Below are 20,074 nucleotides of genomic sequence, written 5' to 3'. Positions count from 1 at the left end.
TGCTCCCCATAATCTAGTCCAGTCTACACTTAGTAATGTTCATCCAACCCAGGAGATGATGAACATGAAAAAGCGATTCAGTGAACAGCAAATCATTGCCATTTTAAAATAAGCGGAAGCGGGTATCCCTGCAAAAGAACTTTGCCGCAAGCATAGGATCTCAGATGTAACATTCTATACATGGCGCAAAAAATACGCAGGCCTGGATGTCTCTGAAGCTCGTCGGCTTAATGCTCTGGAAGACGAAAACGCTCGACTCAAAAAGTTGTTGGCTAAAACGTTACTGGATGCAGAAGCCCTGAAAATTGCTCTCAGCCAAAAGTACTGACCGTCGAGGACAAGCGCAAGGCTGTTAAGTGATTCAGGAAGGCACTCAGCTTTCAGAACGCAGAGCCTGTTTACTCGTCGGTATTCAACGCGCGTCAATGAAATATCAACCTCAAGCTAACCGGGAGGATGATAGGCTTCAGGCTCGGATAAAAGAGCTGGCATTGGAACGACGTCGATTTGGTTATCGTCGTATTCATCGTCTTTTGAAGCGAGAAGGGGTTGATGTTAATCATAAGCAAGTTTATCGCTTTTACTGTGAGTTGAGCTTAATGGTCAGTACGCGGAGACGCAGAAAATCACAGTGGGTTGAGCGAGAGACTATCTTACTTCCTTCCGTACCGAATCACACGTGGTCTATGGACTTCGTGCTGGATGCTCTGAATAACGGCCGACGGATTAATTAAATGCCTGACGATTGTGGATGATTACACAAAAGAGTGTCTAGATATTCCTGTCGCTACGTGACCTCGGGTGATGAAGTAGTGATCACACTAGAGTCTATCGCTGCATTTCGAGTTTATCCAACAGCGATACGAACTGATCAAGAGCCAGAGCTTACGGGGAAAGCCCTCGACCAATAGGCTTATCAGCATGATGTGATTTTAAAATTAATCCAAGCAGGAAAACCGACACAGAATGCTTATATTGAAAGTTTTAATGGTAAGTTCAGGAATGAATGTTTACTTAAGAGAACTGTACAGAAATTTAATTTGATTCATGGTTTAAGTTTAAGGTAACAAACGTCTGATAAATTCTAAATGTTCAAGCACTTCTTCTTTGTTATATTTACCATCGCTTTTTTGAGTAGTGCTTGATCTAATCAACAAATTCACGGGTAAAGCTATAGAAGTTGTACCCTGTTTGTCAATACTATTCAATACAAGTTTAACAGCCTGCCTGCCTAACTCATCAAAGTCTTGTTTTATGGTAGTTAACGGTGGCGAAAAAAACTGACTATCTTCTATGCCATCAAACCCGACGATTGAAACTACCTGAGGCACTTTTATACCAACTTCTGCTAATGCGCAAAGTACACCTAAAGCCATTTGATCGTTCGCAACCAGCACTGCATCAAAAATCTTTCCCTCAACTACAACTTCTTTTATGGCTTTGTAACCACTGTTAGCCTGCCAGTTGCCCTCATAGTAAGCCACTTCTTTAAGAGCAAAATAATTTAGTTTATTTTTCCATTCGTCGTATCGTATAGCAGATGCCGTTGATTCTGCGGGACCAGTGATACATACAAATTCCTTGCGTCCTTGTTCTACTAGATGTAGAACTGCTGCAGAAGCTCCTGCTCTATGATCGCAGCAAATATAGTTTACATGAGTACCTTCTGGGACATCGATAAAAACTATTGTCAGTTGACTAAACTGCTCTACTAAATTTTCAGCAATATTTCGTTCAACTGGTACATTAATAATAACGGCATCGACCTGTTGGGCAATCAATTCTCTAATAGCCAGGCGGAGATCTTCGGCAGAATTGTTTTTTATAACAGAAAGTGCTGTTGCAAAGTTCATCTCGTGCGCCTGACTGCGAACTCCTTTGGCAATAAGAGCCACACCGTGTAAAGAAATATCTAAGGATACTAAACCAATAATGCGAGACTTTGCTCGACTGAGCATTTGTGCCCCTTTGTTGGGTATGTACCCCAGAGTTTTAATTGCATCATTAACTCTTTTGCGTGTAGCTTCCGCAACATTATCAGATCCATTTGTAACGCGAGAAACAGTCTGCGTTGAAACACCAGCTAAACGAGCGACATCTTTAAAGGTAATAGCCATATAAACATCCTTATTGCTGATAGTTTCCCATCAGAAATCCCCCAGTATTGGGTATAAATACGTCAAATGGTATCGCACTATGTTTTCGAAAACAAATCCTAGCTTTGTTGCTGAATTCAGCTTACGAGCGGACGCTAGCTAAATCGTACACCTTTTAAACGATATACTGAGTTTCGGGCATACCTATCCCAGTTAACTTATTAAGGGCTTTGATCATGGAGTGAGGCTCCAAGTAATTGTTTCACTCGATACATAGCGGTTTGAGACAGTGAACGTCTGTGATAACCATACTTCTGTTTCCGCTTTTTGTTCGGCCCATAGAGCTTCTGGCACCCAACCGCCAAATTGCGTGAATGCCCCTACTCCCAGAAGGCTGCTCCCTCACGCGGAGGGATTAGAGGTATCGCTTTCTTAACCCTAATGGCCCTGTGGCACTCCCTTGTATCGTATGCTCCATTTCCCGAAATCTCCTTGATGAATCGGCGTGTTTGTTTGAGTAGATTGGGGAGTACTTCCGAATCTGTCACGCCTGATAGTGTCAGCTCAACTGCGATAATTTCATGAGTATCGGTATCAACGACAAGATGGGGTTTACGCCAGACTCGAGGCTTACCATCGGTTCCATGCCTTTTTACTTTCCATTCGCCCTCACCGTATACCTTAAGTCCAGTTGCATCAATGGCTAGGTTCTGAATAGAGCCTCGTGAAGAGGTTTTAAAGCTAACCTAGACACCCTTTGCTCGGCGACTTATACAGGTATAGTGGGGACAAACCAATGGAACATTCGCCAATCTAAAAACGGAGTCGATAAAGCCTTGAAACGCCCTTAAAGGCAAGGAAAAAAATGCGCTTTACCATGAGAGCAGTTGTGATAGCTAAGTCACTAAACAATCGTGGTCTACCACGCCTATCCTGCTTAAGTTGTTTCCATTCAGTTATCGCTTCTTCGTCAATCCAAAACGTGAGTGAACCTCGGTTGATTAATGAGTTATTGTACTTGCGCCAATTATTGGTTTTGTAGCGAGGCTTCGGCATGAAATTAAAGTCGGAGAATGAATGTCCCTGATCTGTTCGTAAGATTATGATTTAATTAATTCGATTTCTGCAACAAAGCCAAACTCAGTGGTAAAACAATGCAGTATGTATATCAAGCAAGAAGGTACAATTTAGTCACTCGTTGAACTAAGAAATATAATAAATGTTCAATAGCAAAAATAACTAACGGCTTGTCAACAAGATACTGGTCTCGCTATTCAGTACCCCATCAAGTTCACGAACCACTTTAAGCACTGAATCAAAGGCCTGTAGATCATTCGCACGAATTTCAACCACCAAGTCCCAAGCACCATTCGTAGTATGAATTTTAGTCAGTTCACGTATACCTTTCATTTTTTGAATAACCTGACTGGTTGACTTACCGACAACCTCTACCATCATTACTGCTCTGACTACATTTTTTTCAAGAGAATCATCCGTACGAATAGTAAAGCCAAGAATCGCGCCAGTGGATACTAAGCGATCGATCCGATTTTGCACTGTACCTCGTGATACTTTCAAACTATTGGCCAGAGTGGAAATTGATGCTCTTGCATCACTACGTAGTTCAGCAATCAGCTTTCTGTCTAGTTCATCTTGCAAATATGGCATTTCTCACCCTAACTTAGCAATTTGCTATTAAGACCTTACATTCTGACAAATTTTTAATCAAAAATTATGGATTATTAACATTTTTTATAGCGGACCGCACCCCTATCATATAAACGTTGGTTTAAAATATCAGGAGAAATTTGTGTCAACTTTTATCTTATCCGCTAAAGAGCAAGTACCGTTTCTAGGCGTTAAAGACGTATGTAAGCTTATTTCCGCTTACGGCATAGAAGCATTTTTAAAAGATCTTGCTCAAGAAATTGAACAGGATTTTATTCATTGGGAGCATCTGGATAAATCAAATCGCTATGCATCACACTCGGCGGACGGCGTCATCGAATTAATGCCAATTAGTGATGGCACTTACTTCAGTTGTAAAACAGTGAATGGCCATCCTAATAATTACCTTAATGGATTACAAACTGTTGCCGCTTTTGGAGTTTTAAGTGATGTGGCTAGTGGCTATCCTATCTTAATCAGCGAAATGTGCTTGTTGACTGCATTACGCACAGCAGCCACTTCAGCTTTAGTCGCAACTTACCTTGCACCAAAGCACAGAGAACAAATGACTCTCATTGGTAATGGCGCTCAGTCTGAATTTCAAGCCCTGGCTTTTAGGGCATTATTGGGAATCAATCGAGTTTGTTTATACGATATTGATCATCAAGCATCAGTGAAAGCCTATAACAACTTACGTTCTCGAGGCTTCGATGTCGTCATTCATAACTCAGTCAACGCGGCTGTTGCTAATTCTCAAATTATAACCACATGTACCGCCGATAAAAAATACGCACAAATTCTCGATGATTCGGCTGTAAAACCAGGAATCCATATCAACGCTATTGGCGGAGATTGTCCTGGGAAAACGGAGTTGAACAAAAACATACTTACACGCTCTACTGTCTTTGTTGAGTACACACCTCAAACCCGAATTGAGGGCGAAATTCAACAAATGCCTGATGATTTTGCAGTTACAGAACTGCACGACCTCTTTACCGGCAATCAAATGGGCCGACGAAGTGAAGAAGAAATTACTTTATTTGATGGAGTGGGCTTTGCCAGTGAAGACTTATCTGTTTTGCGCTTTATACGCAATATCTTAACCAGTGAGCAGTATGTAAAAAAATCTGAGTTACAAACCCTTGATATCGTGTCGAATCAAATTGACCCGAAAAACCTGTTCTCTTTATTCCAATAAGCAGAAATTCGTGGAGTCCGTATCAATAATGACTAAACTACAATGTGGTTTGAAACGTTCTCAGCTACTAGAAGACAGCTGCTATCAAAGTACTGATCAAGTAATAATGGTTCGTCCTCATAAGTTTCAGGTAAACCAGCAAACTTTGGTAGACAATGCGTTTCAAAAAAGTAGCCAATTGGATGAAAAGACCATCCGAAACTGTGCTTATATGGAGGTAACACAAGCCGCAGCTGTCCTGCGTTCTCACGGTATTCATGTGAAATTGTTTGAAGATACAAGCCTCAAAACACCAGATTCGGTATTTCCTAACAACTGGTTTACTACACACCATGACGGGTCGTTAGTCCTGTACCCGATGCTTACGCAAAATAGACGACTGGAAAGAAAACGTTCCATTATTAAGTACCTTGAAAATCGTCAACAATACCATCGCACTATAGACCTTAGCTACAATGAAACTGAAGGCCACATTCTGGAAGGAACAGGTGTTATGATTTTTGATCATATGAACGATTGTTTTTACGTTGCTCGTTCACGCCGTACTTCAGATACTTTAATAGAAAAAATAGCTACAACATTGGGAATGTCTCCCATCGTCTTTGATAGCGAAGACGAATACGGAACCCCAATATATCACACCAATGTAATTATGGCTCTAGGAACAAATTTTGTCGTTATATGCTTAGAGGTTATCAAAGATGCAACAGCCCGAGAGCGCTTATTAGATTCGTTTAAGAACTCTAATAAGGAAGTGATTAACATTTCATGGCAGCAGGCAAAGCAGTTTTGTGGAAATGTACTCGAATTGCAGGGCAAACGTAGTAAAATTCTCGCATTATCAACCACAGCCTATGCGGCATTAAGTGAACTTCAGAAGTATCGTTTAAGCCAACATGCCTTTTTGCAGCCAATCCATATCCCGACTATCGAACAAGCCGGAGGTTCTATACGTTGCATGATTGCCGAGTTGTTTTAATGAAAATAGATACATATTATTGGTTTGACCATAACCATAACTGAATGAATCAATGATTGTGTTTGACACATATCTTCAAATAGAGTGACGATGCAGTAGAGTCGAACAAACTGCATCGTGTTATTCAGTTACTTTAGAGAAACTAAGTTAAAATTGGGCTGGCTTTGTTGCGTATTTCATACGAAAAACCAAACACCCTACAGTTGAGCCGCTTTTATACAATATACTGAGTTTCAGCTCCTTGTGCCATGAACATCTTCATCAGATATCTCAATGAGTTAACGATAGGTCTACTTTAGCCATTTCGGGAGATTCTGTATTGGTCACATTAGATAAACTCAGCTCCGCTGCAACGATTTCGTGGATGCTTGTATTTACTGCAATATGCTGCTTACACCATATTTTGCACTTTAAGTCAGCACCATGCTTCTTGACTTTCCATTTACCTTCGTCATAGACCTCGAGACCAGTGGCATCAGAGGCTAAATGCTGTATTGCTTCCCTAGTTTTGGATTTAAATGAGACATCAACTTTATTAGATCAACGGCTTATGTTGTAGTGGGGACAAACAATTGGGATGTTAGCCAGCTTGAGTAATGAGTCTAGAAAACCTTTCAGCACTCTCAATATCATAGAGAAAACGTGTTTCACCATGAGTGTTGTAGTACTAGCTAACTAGCTAGCTAATTTAACGTGGCCTACTGCACTTATTCTGTTTACTTTGCTTTCACTCTCTTATTGTATCTTCACCGATCCATAAAATAAGTAAATCGCAGCTGATAAGGGCGTCATTGTAGTGTTTCAAGCTAGTTTTTTATAACGAGATTTTGACATAACACTACTGAAGATTAGCTGCTTTGACCGAACAGCTCATAAGTTCCTGCTTTAGTTCCTTCGATTTGCGCAAAAATGCCTCTTCTACCCAGAATTTATAGCTAGCGCTTTTCGTTAAACCAAGCCACAAGATATTCAATTAAGGCTCTAACTCGTGCAGTCAAATGCCGGTTCTCAGGATAAACTGCATATAAGCCCATTGGGTCCATCTCCATATCTTCAAAAAGCAGCTCTAGCTCACCCGATTTTACATGGGTTTCGACAGCGTAATACGGTCCAATTCCAATGCCTAAACCACCACACGACATATTGGTTATTGCCCTTGGCGAGTCTGCATTAAAAGTTCCGGATACTGGGTAAGAGACGATTTGACCATTGATATTAAAATGCCAGTTTTTCGAATCAGTGGAACTACGAAAAAGTAGGCAGTTATAACCGACAAGCTCTTCCGGATGAAAAGGCCGACCATTGGCACTTAGATACTCTGGGGAAGCAAAAATTACCACTCTCATATCCTTTAGTTTTCGCGCCATTAAGTTCGAATCTTGCAGTTTACCAAACTGATCTGCTCCAGCCCCACCGCTAACGACAGTGAAGCAAGATTTCACACTGATTGGTGAACAAGCAATGATACAAGCAATTGAGCTAAAGAATCACACTCCGCAAGATACCGATTCATTCAAACAAACTCGTATACCTGTGGAGTTAATCATCCGCAAGAGTAGTGAGCAAAAAACACAAAATCACTACAACAAGCATGAAATTCAAAAGTTATTAAAAAAGGTAGAATCGCTTCTACCTTAATCAATTAGATGAATTGAAATCACGTTTAATTAGACAGCGATTCTAACACGCCTGCCCCTGGTTTGGCCTGACACACATAGATAGATTCTTTAAGGCCAGTAGCCGCTAGGTAGTTCGCTTCCACGACGGCTTTAACTTCATCGACTAGCATAGGCGGCACTAATGCAACAACGCAGCCGCCGAAGCCACCACCTGTCATCCGCACGCCTCCTTTGTCACCGATGACTTGTTTGACCATGTCTACAAGAGTATCAATTTCTTTGACTGTGATTTCGAAATCATCACGCATAGAAGCATGAGATTCAGCCATCAACTGGCCCATACGCACCATATCCCCGCAAGCTAAAGCTTTTGCAGCTTGTTCCGTTCGGTCGTTTTCAGTGATTACGTGCCGAGCACGCTTGGCTACCACATCATCTAACTCGCTCAGAGTACTTTCTAGCATCTCTATACTCGCATCACGCAGTGCTGTCACTCCCATAATACGCGCCGCTTCTTCACACTGTTTGCGACGAGTATTATATTCGCTATCCACCAAACCACGCTTTTTATTCGAATTAATGATAACCACTGACATTTCTTTAGGCATGGAGACTGAGGTTGTTTCTAAGCTACGACAATCCAGTAACATAGCGTGGTTTTCAAGACCTTTCGCCGAGATCATTTGATCCATAATGCCGCAGTTGCAACCAACAAACTCATTTTCAGCTTGTTGGCCGTTAAGGGCAATCTCTGCTTGGCTTATTTCCAAGTTGTAGAGCACCTTAAAGGTTTGCCCGATGACCACCTCTAACGCTGCAGACGAACTCAAGCCAGCACCTTGTGGGACATTACCACTAACAGAAATATCCGCCCCTCTAAACTGATAACCACGATCACGCAAGCATTTCACTACACCGCGAATATAGTTTGACCACATTTTGTCTTGCTGAAATTCAATATCTTTCGTGATATCAAACTCGTCAGTTGCATTGCCGTAGTCAACCGATACCACACGCACGATGTTGTCATCACGTTTAGCTGCTGCTACAACTGTTTGATAGTTGATTGCGCAAGGCAATACGAAGCCGTCATTGTAGTCAGTGTGCTCGCCAATTAAGTTCACGCGACCAGGCGCTTGAATAATATGGCTTGGTTGATAGTTTAAAACTTCTTTAAATGAGGTTTTAACCGCTTGTATTAAGTCAGGCATAGTGGGCTCTCTAATTCTTATTTGTTCAATAGCGACTAGAGGCGCATCACCCAATAGCCGCGTTACAATTACTGTTCTTTGTAATGGATATCGCTGAGATCACGCAGACGTTGAGCCGCTTGCTCGGCAGTTAAATCACGCTGACTTTCTGCTAGCAACTCGTAACCAACCATAAATTTACGCACGCTCGCGCTACGAAGTAGTGGCGGGTAGAACAGCGCATGCAACTGCCAGTGGTCAATATCAGTGCCTTGTTCAAAGAATGGCGCGTAATGCCATCCCATCGAATAAGGGAATGAACATTGGAATAAATTGTCATAGCGGCTAGTGAGTTTTTTGATAGCGAGAGCAAGATCATCGCGCTGATCATTGGACAGTTCACTCATACGGCGAATGTGCGTCTTAGGAAGTAACATAGTTTCAAACGGCCACGCAGCCCAATAAGGAACAACGGCAATCCAATGCTCAGTTTCGACAACCGTACGCGAACCATCTTTCACTTCAGCTTGTGCGTAATCCACAAGGAGGTTCGAGCCTTGCTGCTCGTAGTACTCTTTTAAGTGCTGCTCTTTACGCTCTATTTCATTTGGAAGGAAGCTGTTTGCCCAGATCTGACCATGAGGGTGTGGCTGAGAGCACCCCATCGTCTCACCTTTATTTTCGAATGCTTGAACCCAGACGTAATCTTTACCTAACTTTTCAATCTGTTCATTCCATGTGTCAATCACACCTCGAATTTTGCTCACAGGAAGCTCAGGCAGAGTTTTACTATGATCCGGAGAAAAACAGATCACTCGACTAAGTCCACGTACTCCCTGAGTTTTAAACAGTGGATTGTCTGATTTTGGCGCATCAGGCGAATCTGGCATCAGTGCAGCAAAATCATTTGAAAACACATAAGTGCCTTCATAGTCTGGGTTCTCATCACCAGAAATTCGGGAATTGGAAGGGCACAAGAAACAACCCTTATCATAACTAGGAAGTTGCTCGATTGAAGGCTTTTCATCTTGACCACTCCAAGGACGCTTTGCTCGGTGAGGCGAAACTAGAATCCATTGACCAGTCAATGGGTTATAACGACGATGTGGATGATCCACAGGATTGAACTCAATGTTAGACATGTTCTATTTCTCGATTTAATTTGGGGGCTCTCTCCCACTAAGGAGCAGCAGGAAAGAGCGAATTAGATAGGGTTATTGGCTATAGCCCTGCGGGTTTTCAGACTGCCACTTCCAAGTATCAACCGTCATTTCTTCAACCGTACGAGTGGCTTTCCAACCTAAGTCTCGCTCAGCTTTATCAGTGCTAGCCCAGCACTCAGCGATGTCACCAGGACGACGTGCACAAACTTCATATGAGACAGGCTTGCCACATGCTTTCCCAAACGCATCCACCATTTCAAGCACACTCGAACCATTGCCCGTGCCTAAGTTATAAATGTGCAAACCTGATTTTTCGCCAACGGATTTCAATGCTGCGATATGACCATCGGCCAAATCCATCACGTGAATATAATCACGAACACCAGTGCCATCTGGTGTGTTGTAGTCGTCACCAAAAATAGACAGTTTTTCGCGACGACCGACCGCGACTTGAGCAATGAATGGCATCAAATTGTTAGGAATACCTTGCGGGTCTTCTCCCATCGTTCCCGACGGATGTGCCCCAACAGGATTGAAGTAGCGAAGCAGAGTAATACTCCAACCGTCTTCCGCATTAAAGAGATCAGACAGACACTGTTCGACCATGTATTTACTACGCCCATATGGATTGGTTGTTGCGCCAGTTGGTGAATCTTCTGTGATTGGTACTACCTCTGGGTCACCATAAACGGTCGCTGACGAACTAAACACTATGCTCTTAACATCGGCTTTTCGCATTGAGCGCGCCAACACCAAAGTTCCATTCACATTGTTGTCGTAATACTCAAGTGGCTTAGCAACTGACTCGCCTACAGCCTTAAGCCCAGCGAAATGAATCACAGCAGCAATATCGTGTTTAGCAAACACGGAGTCGAGAAAAGCTTCGTCTCGTACATCGCCGAAATAAAATGCAGGCTTGCTACCGGTTAGTGCTTCTATGCGGTTAAGCACTTCTTCTTTTGCATTACATAGATTATCAATAATCACCGGTTCAATACCTGCTTCAATCATCTGAACACAAGTGTGACTCCCGATGTACCCCATGCCTCCAGTAACAAGAACTTTCATTTTACTTCTCCAAATTTAGGCAACTTCATCAACTGGGGGCATTCTAACAACGGCGAAGAACTTCTTTCCGTGATCAAAGTCTAATTGTGTAAACGCTTCCACTAAAAGTAACTTAAAGTGACTAAATGAATTCGACAAATAATGAATAACAGGCTTTTATTAGCGAACATTTCTGTGGTTACGTTTACATTTTCGAGACAAGACTTTCCAAGGATTAGCCTACGGTGTCAACACTTTGTTTTACTATTGCCATCTTCAAAGACAGGCAATAAGAGAGTTGTATAGATCATTTTGGGGCGTACGAGGTGAGGTCTTATCGGGTAAGTGCTAGGTTGTCAGTATGATGAATCGAGCGTTTCCTCAGCTATTCCCGACAATATGCAAGCAGCAATATGTTTTGATTGCGACATATTTTGAATCCACAAACTGTGGGTACAACACCTCCCCGACCAATAGAAAGCACCATTGGCCGTTATCTATATTTTCTACGTAACTAAAGATTATAGTTGTTGGATTTTATCAACTAAATCAAGTGCTTTTTTAGGGTTTCCTTGTTTTATGGCTTGACGGAGTTCATGAAATAAATTTTTCACCTTCTCAGTGTTGTATTCCAATGCCTTGAGATCTAGGCCATCTTCATTTGAAAAAATTAGCGTATCCGTTTGACCAAAAGCATCAAACTCTATAGCTACCCTACCTGTATAACTATGTGGGATCACTATCTCCTCTTCTTCAATTGTTCTGTCTCTCTTAATCCATATCTTACTGCTACTATTCGCATCTTCGTCTGTTGTATAAACGATAACATACAAAGGAATATCTTTGACTAGTGGAGTGAAACGTACAGTTGCTTCTTGACGATATGTTTCAAATAAATCGCCAGGCTTATACACAAATTCGGAATTGGGAATTCTAGATATAATATTACCTAGACTATCGATGACTAATACTGACGGCGCAAATATCTTCGCATCGTAGAAAGCCTGTACCTTTAAATCCAATATCTGAGATCCTGACGGTAACTCATACGAGGCAACAGGGCTATCGATACCATATGCCATTAACCTTTGGGTGTTCTGTTGAATATTAATCTCAGATAAGTTGCCTTTAACTACGTATAGCGCATCGAGTTCGTTCAAAGAACTGAACTTTACGCTGCTCAACTGTTCTACCGGCCCATCTCCAGCAAAATTGTAAGCAGCTGTTTGGCAACCACTCAAACACCCTACAATCAGTCCGGCCGTCACTACGTTCTTTATCACTAGTTTGAACTCCTCCATTCCTGTTGATGACATTTTCACATAGTAAACACCAAAACATTGGGATTGGCTTATCAATTTTTGATATTTAATCTAAGATTGCAAATCTCATACTCAATAATTCAAGGCTTCTGTTAAATGACTGATAGTTTCCTCCCCACCCCTTGAGAATCTACCATAACCAATTGTTTTATTTCAGTTTCCTTTGATTGCAACCTTGTATAACTCATGGGGTTCCCCTTACTTTTAACTACCAGTCTGTTGTTAATAGTTTATGTTTCATACTCAAATGTAAAGTCTTCATCTAACTTTCACACTATGACTGTAGACAATATTGGTTGACCTGTAATATCTTGTAAATTTAGCCAACACAAGTCGATCAACTGAAAATCTCTCATGTCCTCAAAATATCACTCCCTCGAAAATAGAATGAATATAGTTGGTTTAACTTGGCCAATATTCATTGAAACACTGCTTAGAAGTGCGTTAGGTGTTACCGATGTTTTCATGCTCTCTGGTTATTCTGACCTTGCCGTATCGGCTGTCGGTGTCGTTTCACAGATCGTTTTCTTTCTAATTGTTATCTCTATCATGGTCAGCAGTGGTACCGGTATTCTCATTGCTCAATACAACGGGGCACAACAAACTGAACAGTCTGGGCAAGTTGTGTTAGCCAGTATGATATTGGGTCTGACCGTCGGCATCTTACTCAGCTTTCTCATGTTTGTGGGCGCTGAAAGCATCGTCGGTGTCTTTGGTCTTGAACCCGACGTTGCAAAAATGGGTGTCGACTACTTCGTCATCAGCGGTGTTTTTACCTTCAATTTAACGTTCAGCGTTATCTTGACCACCATATTGCGCAGTCACGGTTACTCGCGCTCCCCTATGGTCATCAACCTCATCGCTGGTATCCTAAATATCATTGGTAATTACATTGCTCTCTATCAACCATTCGGGCTACCCGTTTACGGCATTACTGGTGTAGCTATCGCTACCGTGTTCAGCCAGGTTGTGACTACGGTACTATTGATTATCGTATTAAGTAGTACTGATATTCAGTTTCCATTCAAAGCATGGCGCACGATTCCTTCCTCTATCTACCGAAAGTTATTAAAAATTGGCGTGATGAATGGTGGTGAAATACTATCCTATAACCTCTCTCAAATTGCATTGGTGTATATCGTTGTTCAACTTGGTACGGCCTCACTAGCCGCGTACACCTATGCACAAAACATCACTAGGGTCACATTTACTTTTGCTTTAGCGCTGGGGCAAGCGACTCAGATTCAAACAAGTTATTTCGTTGGCAAGCAGTGGTTAGATGACATATCTGCGCGAGTGTACAAATACTATTTCATTGGAGTGGTTACTTCGATTACAGCCATCGGTGTCGTAATTCTGGTCCGCGAGCCTATCATTCGTCTCTTCACTGAAGACCCCCACATTGCTTCACTGCTGGCTACCTTGTTAATTGCCTCTCTACTGATTGAGTCTGGACGGGTTGGTAACTTGATATTTATCTCAGCCTTAAAAGGTGCCGGTGATGTTAACTACACCGTCAAAATGGGTATTTTGATCATGTGGGGAGTGTCGGTAACGCTGGGCTACTTGCTTGGTTTGCATTGGGGATTAGGTGTTCTGGGCGTATGGTTAGCCATCGCTGCCGATGAGTGGGTACGAAGTTCAATCATGTTTGTTCGCTGGCGTTCGATGCACTGGAAACGCTACTCTCTCGTTTCTAGCCAATAGAAATCCATTCTAGCTAAGCAAATTTCAGAGTTTTGCTTGGTCTTAAACCTCAGTAAAAATCCACCTGCATAGCAGGTGGCTTTGAATGGCCCCCTATAAGGGGGCTCACTGTTAGTTCTCTGACCCTAAAAGCATTTGGCGCGCTTCTTCTTCCTTTCCCACACGATCTTGGTACCTGACATATCTTCGAATAATTTCCTCGTTCATTCCTACCGAATCAACAAAGTAACCTCGCTGCCAGAAATGATTTTCAGCCTGAATTTGGGCGTCCAAACTATTTGATACTGACATCTATAGTAAACGTGTGAGCTTGAATCATATCTGCTCATGTTCTTTATCTCCTTGATTTGCTGGTTACAAACACTGGATATATTGAACATGAGCGTTCTTCGGGCATAGCCCAAAGGAACGATCACCACCTTCATAGAAGGTGGTTTAGGGGTAGAAAATAAAAAACTCCCATCGCAGTCTCACTACAATGGGAGTTTATAATACCAGTAATGTGAAAATCACTATCTAAGCAATTCACACACTCTAGACCTCATATTGTGCGATCTTATCCCAATCAAACTCAACCCCGATTCCTGGTTCATCTGAAGCAACAGCACGGAAATTCTCAACCACCAATGGACGCTTGGTGTATTCATCGATCGGAAAGCTATGCACCTCTAGCCAACCTGTATCAAACGCTGATACCAAACTCACGTGAAGCTCTTGCATACCGTGTGTACATACTGGGATATTGTTTTCAGTGATTAAATGCGCCGCTTTTAACCACCCGGTAATACCACCACAGTTAGAGGCATCTGGTTGACAGTAGCCAAGCTTTGCCTGGTCCATCGCGTAACCAAACTCATGGATAGTATGAAGATTTTCACCCATAGCCAACGGGATAGAAGTGTTGTCAGCAATCTCAGCGAAACCTTTATAATCATCAGGAAGAGTTGGCTCTTCAAACCAAGTAATATCATATTGCTCGACGGCTTTAGAAAGTGTGATGGCTTGCTCTACTGTCAGAGAATAATTAGCGTCGATCATGAAGGTAATGTCAGGACCAATCAGTTCACGAACCGCCTTAATACGGTCGATGTCTTCTTGCATATTATCACGGCCGATCTTGATCTTAACAGCATTAAATCCACTTTCGAGGTAACCACGGATATTGTTCAATAGTTTCTCCAGAGGGAACTGAAGATCGATACCACCACAGTACGCTTTACACGTGTTGTTTTTGCCACCAGCCATTTTCCATAGCGGTAACCCTTCACGCTTACCTTTTAAATCCCAAAGGGCGATATCTACCGAGGACATCGCAAAAGTTGATATACCACCGCGCCCCACATAATGGATATGCCACTCCATAAAGTCATAAATCTCTTCAATCTGAGTTGCATCTTTTCCGATTAGCGCCGGTTGAATATCGTGTTCAAGCATGGCTTTAATCGAATATCCACCTTTACCACCAGTGTAGGTATATCCCGTACCTTGAGAACCATCTCCAAGTGTCACTGTGGTCGTGATCAGCTCAAAATGGTCATGGTCACCATGTTTAGCGTCGGACAAAATTTCCTTTAACGGGATCTTAAACAGTCTTGTTTTAATGTCTTTAATTGTTGTTTTCATTGTAAATACCTATCTTATACTGCCGCGACAATCTCTCTGACCAAACGGCCAATTTCGTCCCAAGCTCCGTCGTTCACAAGTGACTTGTCGACCATCCATGTGCCGCCACATGCCAATACGGCAGGGAGTGCTAGATAATCATGAATATTGTTTTGATTGATACCACCTGTTGGCATCACTTTGATTTGCTGATAAGGGCCAAGCAGAGACTTGAGCATGGCTAAACCACCTGATGCCTCTGCTGGGAAGAATTTCACTGTATCAACACCCAGCTCTAAGGCCTGCTCAACCAACGACGGGCTGTTAACGCCTGGAACGATGGTTATTTTATGTTTTTGACACGCTTTTACTGTGCTCGGGTTCAAACCTGGAGAAACAATAAAGTCTACACCTGCTTTTTTTGCTTCGATGACTTGCGATTCATTCAGCACTGTTCCTGCGCCAATTAACATATCTGGGTATGCATCACGTAATAAACGAATCGCTTCAACCGCAGCATCAGATCGAAATGTGATTTCCGCAACTGGTAAACCATTTTCTAACAGTGCTTTGCCTAACGGTAAAATATCGTGTGCATTGTCGATTGCAATAACAGGCACAACCTTAAGCTGCGCTAGGCGTTGATTAAGATCCATGAATTCATTTCCTTATTTCGATTCATTAATTCTTGCAAGAACTTGTTCAAAAGTCGGTAAAGGCGCTACTGCACCGTAACCTGTGATCGTGATTGAAGCCGTTGCATTGGCATAAGCTAGACACTGTTCCAGAGACTCACCTTTAACGTAATGAGTACAGAAAGAGCCGGCAAAAGAGTCACCTGCGGCTGTCGCGTCGACTAGCGTCACCTGGTGTGGACGAATAAAGTGGCGGCTATGTTCATCAGCGACGGTAGCACCATCACCACCCTGCTTAAGCACAACGACTTTTGCACCCGCTTTAAGATAGAAATCGATGATGTCATCTGCATGCTCTAGTCCTGTGACTAAACGAGCCTCATCGACGCTAGGGAAACACACATCAACCAGTGAAGCTGTCTCGTTGATAATGGCGCGAGCGCGCTGTAGAGACCACAGTTTGAGACGTAAGTTAGTATCGTAAGAAACTTGTGTATTATTCTCCTTCGCTGTCTCAATCGCAGCAAAAACTGAGTCACAGCTTGAATCGCTGATAGCTTGAGTGATTGCCGTCACGTGAAGCAGTTTTGCATTCGCAATCGCCTGTGTTGGTAGATCTTGTGGTGTGATTAAGCTCGCCGCAGAGTTCTTGCGAAGAAATGAGAAATGATGGCCGTCTTCATCATGTGTAATAAAATAAACGCCAGTGGCTTTGCTGCTCAGTGTCTTAACAGCACGACAGCTTACACCTTGCTGTTGCCATAGGTCGAGGAAACGTTTGCCGAACTCATCATCACCAAGTTGTGTCAGCATCCCTACTGAAGCACCCTGTCGTGCTGCTGCTATAGCAAAGTTTGATGCATCACCACCAAAACCACTCAAAAAGTCTGCTTCTCCTGAACCTGCCTGACCAACTTGGCTAAATTCAAACATTGGCTCACCAAAACTTAAAATTTCGCTAAAGCCAGCTTCCTGACTTTGTTCTAATTCCACACTCATTGTCACAAAACCTCGTTATTCAATTTATTTATGTTGCCGCAGTAAGTTAAAGCAAAGGAATAAATCAAATACTAAGGTAGGTGCCACATCTGGTCAACCAATATAAGCATTAATTTACCAACTTAGATCACAGTTCTTTTTTATTCCATATAAAAAGTATGCCTATACAAATAGCGCTCCGAAATACGGACAAATAACGTTACACTGATCACAAAAAATGGATTGAACTCAAATTTGGTTTACCAATTATAGAATCTTGGTTTGCCATTCGTGACTTTGGTCACTGAAAATTGCTTTTTGGTACAGTATAAATAACCAAATGGTTAATCAATTACTTTTAAAGGTTGAACATGAACGGTTTAGATATTGAAAAAGCGAGATTCACAACGAAGACTTCGTATGCTCGTGAAGAACTAGAAACAAATATTGTGCATATCGGCTTCGGTGCTTTTCACCGTGGACATCAAGCCGTTTATAACGACTTAACGAATGAGATCACAGGATCTCGGTGGGGGATTTGCGAGATCAATATGTTTGGCTCTTCAGCGCTAATTAATGACTTACGATCTCAGGATGGGCTATTTACAGTTGTTGAAAAATCGGCAACTGAAACAGAGACTCGTTTAGTTCGTACAGTTACCGATTGTATTCATACCCCTGATACTGGTATCGCAATTGCTATCGAGAAACTCGTTGAACCACAAGTTAAAATCGTTTCACTGACCATCACTGAAAAAGGTTACTGTGTCGACCCGCAGTCACGTGTTCTTGATACTTCAAACCCACTTATTGCTCACGATCTTGAAAAACCTACTCAACCGCAGTCAGCGATTGGTCTGATTACCGAAGCGTTGAGACAGCGTAAAGCACTTGGCTTGCCGGCATTCAGTGTAATGTCTTGTGACAATATCCCTGAAAACGGCCAACTTACTCGTGATGCTGTATTGAACTTTGCCGAACTTTGCGATCCAGAGTTATGCACATGGATTCAAGAAAATGCCTCATTCCCTAGCACAATGGTTGACCGTATCGTACCAGCAATGACTGATGATCAGTTCGATGTCATCGAACAGGAAACAGGGTACCGTGACCCTTGTGGTGTCGTTTGTGAAGATTTCCGTCAATGGGTTGTAGAAGACAACTTCGTTGCAGGTCGTCCAGACTGGAGCAAAGCAGGCGCTATGCTTGTAGAGGACGTTCTACCTTACGAAGAAATGAAGCTGCGTATGCTTAATGGCAGTCACTCATTCCTTGCATACAATGGGACACTAGCAGGCTACGAATTCATTTATCAATGCATGGAAGATGAAGAATTACGTCAAGTCACACTCACCCTGATGAAAGAAGAGCAAGCGAAATCTCTAAGTCCAAGCTTAAGCGTTAATCTTGATGAGTATGCCGAACTTCTCATCGATCGCTTCAGTAATCAAAACATCAAACACAAAACTGGACAGATCGCAATGGACGGTTCTCAAAAGCTTCCTCAACGTGCTGTCGACCCATTCTTAACACTTCACGAGCGCGGTATCACTACACGCTGTCTACCCGTTCTTATTGCTGGCTGGATTCACTATGTCATCAATACAATCGCCTCGGGTGAAACGTTAGCGGACCCGCTGGCTGAGCAGTTTACAGACATCGTGACAAGATCCGTCAACAAACGAAAAGCCGCAGAGACTCTACTTGGTGTAGATAAGGTTTTTGGCAACAACGCGGAACAACACAAATTATTCAAACAACAAATCCTAAGCGCCTTCGAACGCATCGAAGAGAGCGGCATCAGAGCTATATTCGCTGAGCTTATCCACTAATTAGACAATAAAGGCATTTATATGAAAACGCTTGTTTGTAATGAACCACACTCTATTGAGTATATTGAGCGCGACATCCCAGAAATCAAAGACAACGAAGTTTTACTAAAAATTAATGCTGTAGGCATTTGCGGTACTGACATCCACGCTTATGCCGGACGCCAACCATTTTTCTCTTACCCTAGAGTACTCGGTCATGAGATTTGCGGTACTGCTGAAAAAGTGGGCCAAGCATGCAGCCTAGTCCAAACCGGAGAACGTTTTTCAGTCATTCCATGCATTCCGTGTGGTACTTGTGCAGCCTGTGAAGAAGGAAAAACTAACTGCTGCGAAAATGTATCACTATATGGTGTTCACCAAGACGGTGGCTTTTCTGAATACCTCGCTGTATATGAAGAGAATCTAGTCAAACTTCCTGAAAACGTATCCGCATCAGAAGGTTCATTGGTTGAGTGCTTTGCGATCAGTGCTCACGCAGTGCGCCGTGCAGAAGTACGCATGGGCAACAATGTCCTAGTGGTAGGCTCTGGCCCTATTGGCCTCGCAGCAGCTGCTATTGCCAAAGCAGAAGGTGCAACAGTTGCAGTTGCAGACGTCGATGCTGGTCGCCGTGAACATGTTAAAATTCACTTGAATGTTCCTGCGTTAAACCCATTAGAGGATGACTACGAAGCAGCGCTTAAGGACACTTTTAACGGTCGATTACCATGTATTGTACTCGACGCTACAGGTAATAAGGGCTCAATGAGTCGCAGTGTAGAGCTCATCCGCCACGGCGGTAAAATCGTGTTCATCGGTCTTTATATCGGTGATTTGGTGCTAGATGATCCTACATTCCACAAAAAAGAAACCACGCTATTAAGCAGCCGAAATGCAACGCGTCAAGATTTTGAAAAAGTGATTGAACTAATGGCTACAGGCAAGATTTCTCAAGACATTATGAAAAACAAAGACTACGACTTCCAGACATTCGGTGAACGCTATAAAGAAGACGTGGTCGAGAACCGCGGTTTGGTTAAAGGCGTTATCAACTTTTGA

The 20,074-nt window shown here is 42.6% G+C and carries 15 protein-coding genes and 4 pseudogenes; 6 read left to right on the top strand and 13 right to left on the bottom strand.

The window, feature by feature from the left end; translation table 11 throughout:
• Window positions 1-124 precede the first annotated feature (124 nt).
• Window positions 125-1,013: pseudogene (locus L3V23_RS20520) on the top strand (IS3 family transposase); the annotation flags it as partial.
• A gap of 45 nt (window positions 1,014-1,058) precedes the next feature.
• On the opposite strand, the gene L3V23_RS20515 reads toward L3V23_RS20520, so the two are convergent.
• From L3V23_RS20515 to L3V23_RS20505, 3 genes and pseudogenes are all read right to left on the bottom strand, one after another.
• On the bottom strand, window positions 1,059-2,117 hold the full coding sequence (locus L3V23_RS20515; RefSeq protein WP_237292908.1) for a LacI family DNA-binding transcriptional regulator: 1,059 nt from the start codon (window positions 2,115-2,117) through the stop codon (window positions 1,059-1,061).
• Window positions 2,118-2,271: 154 nt separating this feature from the next.
• A pseudogene (locus L3V23_RS20510) lies at window positions 2,272-3,152 on the bottom strand (IS5 family transposase).
• A 183-nt stretch (window positions 3,153-3,335) separates the two neighbouring features.
• Window positions 3,336-3,764 carry an Lrp/AsnC family transcriptional regulator gene (locus tag L3V23_RS20505; protein ID WP_237292906.1) on the bottom strand — a complete coding sequence of 143 codons (429 nt, stop codon included), beginning with the start codon at window positions 3,762-3,764 and terminating at the stop codon, window positions 3,336-3,338.
• A gap of 142 nt (window positions 3,765-3,906) precedes the next feature.
• On the opposite strand from L3V23_RS20505, the gene L3V23_RS20500 reads away from it, so the two are divergent.
• Together L3V23_RS20500 and L3V23_RS20495 are read left to right on the top strand one after the other, a co-directional pair.
• Window positions 3,907-4,962 (top strand): ornithine cyclodeaminase, encoded by a 1,056-nt coding sequence (locus L3V23_RS20500; protein WP_237292904.1) that lies wholly within the window; start codon window positions 3,907-3,909, stop codon window positions 4,960-4,962.
• Between the two features lie 28 nt (window positions 4,963-4,990).
• Window positions 4,991-5,941: an arginine deiminase-related protein gene (locus L3V23_RS20495; protein WP_237292902.1), complete on the top strand. Its 951-nt coding sequence runs from the start codon at window positions 4,991-4,993 to the stop codon at window positions 5,939-5,941.
• 281 nt (window positions 5,942-6,222) lie between these two features.
• Here the strand turns inward: L3V23_RS20495 and L3V23_RS20490 are convergent.
• The 6 genes and pseudogenes from L3V23_RS20490 to L3V23_RS20465 form a co-directional block, all read right to left on the bottom strand.
• Window positions 6,223-6,775 (bottom strand): annotated as a pseudogene (locus L3V23_RS20490) (transposase); the annotation flags it as partial.
• Between the two features lie 101 nt (window positions 6,776-6,876).
• Entirely contained in the window at window positions 6,877-7,383 is a 507-nt protein-coding gene (locus L3V23_RS20485; protein WP_346656173.1) for a substrate binding domain-containing protein, read from the bottom strand.
• Window positions 7,384-7,604: 221 nt separating this feature from the next.
• Window positions 7,605-8,771: a galactokinase gene (gene galK, locus L3V23_RS20480; RefSeq protein WP_237292898.1), complete on the bottom strand. Its 1,167-nt coding sequence runs from the start codon at window positions 8,769-8,771 to the stop codon at window positions 7,605-7,607.
• A 68-nt stretch (window positions 8,772-8,839) separates the two neighbouring features.
• Window positions 8,840-9,892 (bottom strand): UDP-glucose--hexose-1-phosphate uridylyltransferase, encoded by a 1,053-nt coding sequence (locus L3V23_RS20475; protein WP_237292896.1) that lies wholly within the window; start codon window positions 9,890-9,892, stop codon window positions 8,840-8,842.
• A 72-nt stretch (window positions 9,893-9,964) separates the two neighbouring features.
• Window positions 9,965-10,981, bottom strand: a complete 1,017-nt coding sequence (galE, locus tag L3V23_RS20470; protein WP_237292895.1) for a UDP-glucose 4-epimerase GalE — start codon at window positions 10,979-10,981, stop codon at window positions 9,965-9,967.
• Between the two features lie 500 nt (window positions 10,982-11,481).
• The gene (locus tag L3V23_RS20465) at window positions 11,482-12,276 is read right to left on the bottom strand and encodes a MalM family protein (protein WP_237292920.1); all 795 of its coding nucleotides are present in this window, start codon (window positions 12,274-12,276) and stop codon (window positions 11,482-11,484) included.
• Window positions 12,277-12,636: 360 nt separating this feature from the next.
• On the opposite strand from L3V23_RS20465, the gene L3V23_RS20460 reads away from it, so the two are divergent.
• Complete coding sequence (locus L3V23_RS20460; RefSeq protein WP_237292894.1) at window positions 12,637-13,989, top strand: MATE family efflux transporter; 1,353 nt, start codon at window positions 12,637-12,639, stop codon at window positions 13,987-13,989.
• A gap of 111 nt (window positions 13,990-14,100) precedes the next feature.
• Here L3V23_RS20460 and L3V23_RS20455 read toward each other — a convergent pair.
• From L3V23_RS20455 to L3V23_RS20440, 4 genes and pseudogenes are all read right to left on the bottom strand, one after another.
• A pseudogene (locus L3V23_RS20455) lies at window positions 14,101-14,318 on the bottom strand (hypothetical protein).
• Between the two features lie 205 nt (window positions 14,319-14,523).
• Entirely contained in the window at window positions 14,524-15,612 is a 1,089-nt protein-coding gene (locus L3V23_RS20450; RefSeq protein WP_237292893.1) for a mandelate racemase/muconate lactonizing enzyme family protein, read from the bottom strand.
• 14 nt (window positions 15,613-15,626) lie between these two features.
• Window positions 15,627-16,247, bottom strand: a complete 621-nt coding sequence (locus tag L3V23_RS20445) for a bifunctional 4-hydroxy-2-oxoglutarate aldolase/2-dehydro-3-deoxy-phosphogluconate aldolase (protein ID WP_237292892.1) — start codon at window positions 16,245-16,247, stop codon at window positions 15,627-15,629.
• Between the two features lie 12 nt (window positions 16,248-16,259).
• Window positions 16,260-17,225 (bottom strand): sugar kinase, encoded by a 966-nt coding sequence (locus L3V23_RS20440; RefSeq protein ID WP_237292891.1) that lies wholly within the window; start codon window positions 17,223-17,225, stop codon window positions 16,260-16,262.
• Window positions 17,226-17,575: 350 nt separating this feature from the next.
• On the opposite strand from L3V23_RS20440, the gene L3V23_RS20435 reads away from it, so the two are divergent.
• Together L3V23_RS20435 and L3V23_RS20430 are read left to right on the top strand one after the other, a co-directional pair.
• Window positions 17,576-19,036, top strand: coding sequence for a mannitol dehydrogenase family protein (locus tag L3V23_RS20435; RefSeq protein WP_237292890.1), 1,461 nt, complete (start codon window positions 17,576-17,578; stop codon window positions 19,034-19,036).
• Window positions 19,037-19,057: 21 nt separating this feature from the next.
• Window positions 19,058-20,074: a zinc-binding alcohol dehydrogenase family protein gene (locus L3V23_RS20430; protein WP_237292889.1), complete on the top strand. Its 1,017-nt coding sequence runs from the start codon at window positions 19,058-19,060 to the stop codon at window positions 20,072-20,074.

This window comes from Vibrio sp. A1-b2 (assembly GCF_021726015.1).
In the GTDB taxonomy this organism is placed as follows: Bacteria; Pseudomonadota; Gammaproteobacteria; order Enterobacterales; family Vibrionaceae; genus Vibrio; species Vibrio diazotrophicus.
Note: the sequence above shows the minus strand (reverse complement) of the source record. Positions and strands in the feature narration are given on the sequence as shown.

What these genes read in the sequence shown, in the direction of transcription:
- L3V23_RS20515 (WP_237292908.1), bottom strand. Translation starts at nt 2,117, where the DNA reads ATGGCTATTACCTTTAAAGATGTCGCTCGTTTAGCTGGTGTTTCAACG.
- L3V23_RS20505 (WP_237292906.1), bottom strand. Translation starts at nt 3,764, where the DNA reads ATGCCATATTTGCAAGATGAACTAGACAGAAAGCTGATTGCTGAACTA.
- L3V23_RS20495 (WP_237292902.1), top strand. Translation starts at nt 4,991, where the DNA reads ATGACTAAACTACAATGTGGTTTGAAACGTTCTCAGCTACTAGAAGAC.
- galK (WP_237292898.1), bottom strand. Translation starts at nt 8,771, where the DNA reads ATGCCTGACTTAATACAAGCGGTTAAAACCTCATTTAAAGAAGTTTTA.
- L3V23_RS20475 (WP_237292896.1), bottom strand. Translation starts at nt 9,892, where the DNA reads ATGTCTAACATTGAGTTCAATCCTGTGGATCATCCACATCGTCGTTAT.
- galE (WP_237292895.1), bottom strand. Translation starts at nt 10,981, where the DNA reads ATGAAAGTTCTTGTTACTGGAGGCATGGGGTACATCGGGAGTCACACT.
- L3V23_RS20465 (WP_237292920.1), bottom strand. Translation starts at nt 12,276, where the DNA reads ATGTCATCAACAGGAATGGAGGAGTTCAAACTAGTGATAAAGAACGTA.
- L3V23_RS20460 (WP_237292894.1), top strand. Translation starts at nt 12,637, where the DNA reads ATGTCCTCAAAATATCACTCCCTCGAAAATAGAATGAATATAGTTGGT.
- L3V23_RS20450 (WP_237292893.1), bottom strand. Translation starts at nt 15,612, where the DNA reads ATGAAAACAACAATTAAAGACATTAAAACAAGACTGTTTAAGATCCCG.
- L3V23_RS20445 (WP_237292892.1), bottom strand. Translation starts at nt 16,247, where the DNA reads ATGGATCTTAATCAACGCCTAGCGCAGCTTAAGGTTGTGCCTGTTATT.
- L3V23_RS20440 (WP_237292891.1), bottom strand. Translation starts at nt 17,225, where the DNA reads ATGAGTGTGGAATTAGAACAAAGTCAGGAAGCTGGCTTTAGCGAAATT.
- L3V23_RS20435 (WP_237292890.1), top strand. Translation starts at nt 17,576, where the DNA reads ATGAACGGTTTAGATATTGAAAAAGCGAGATTCACAACGAAGACTTCG.
- L3V23_RS20430 (WP_237292889.1), top strand. Translation starts at nt 19,058, where the DNA reads ATGAAAACGCTTGTTTGTAATGAACCACACTCTATTGAGTATATTGAG.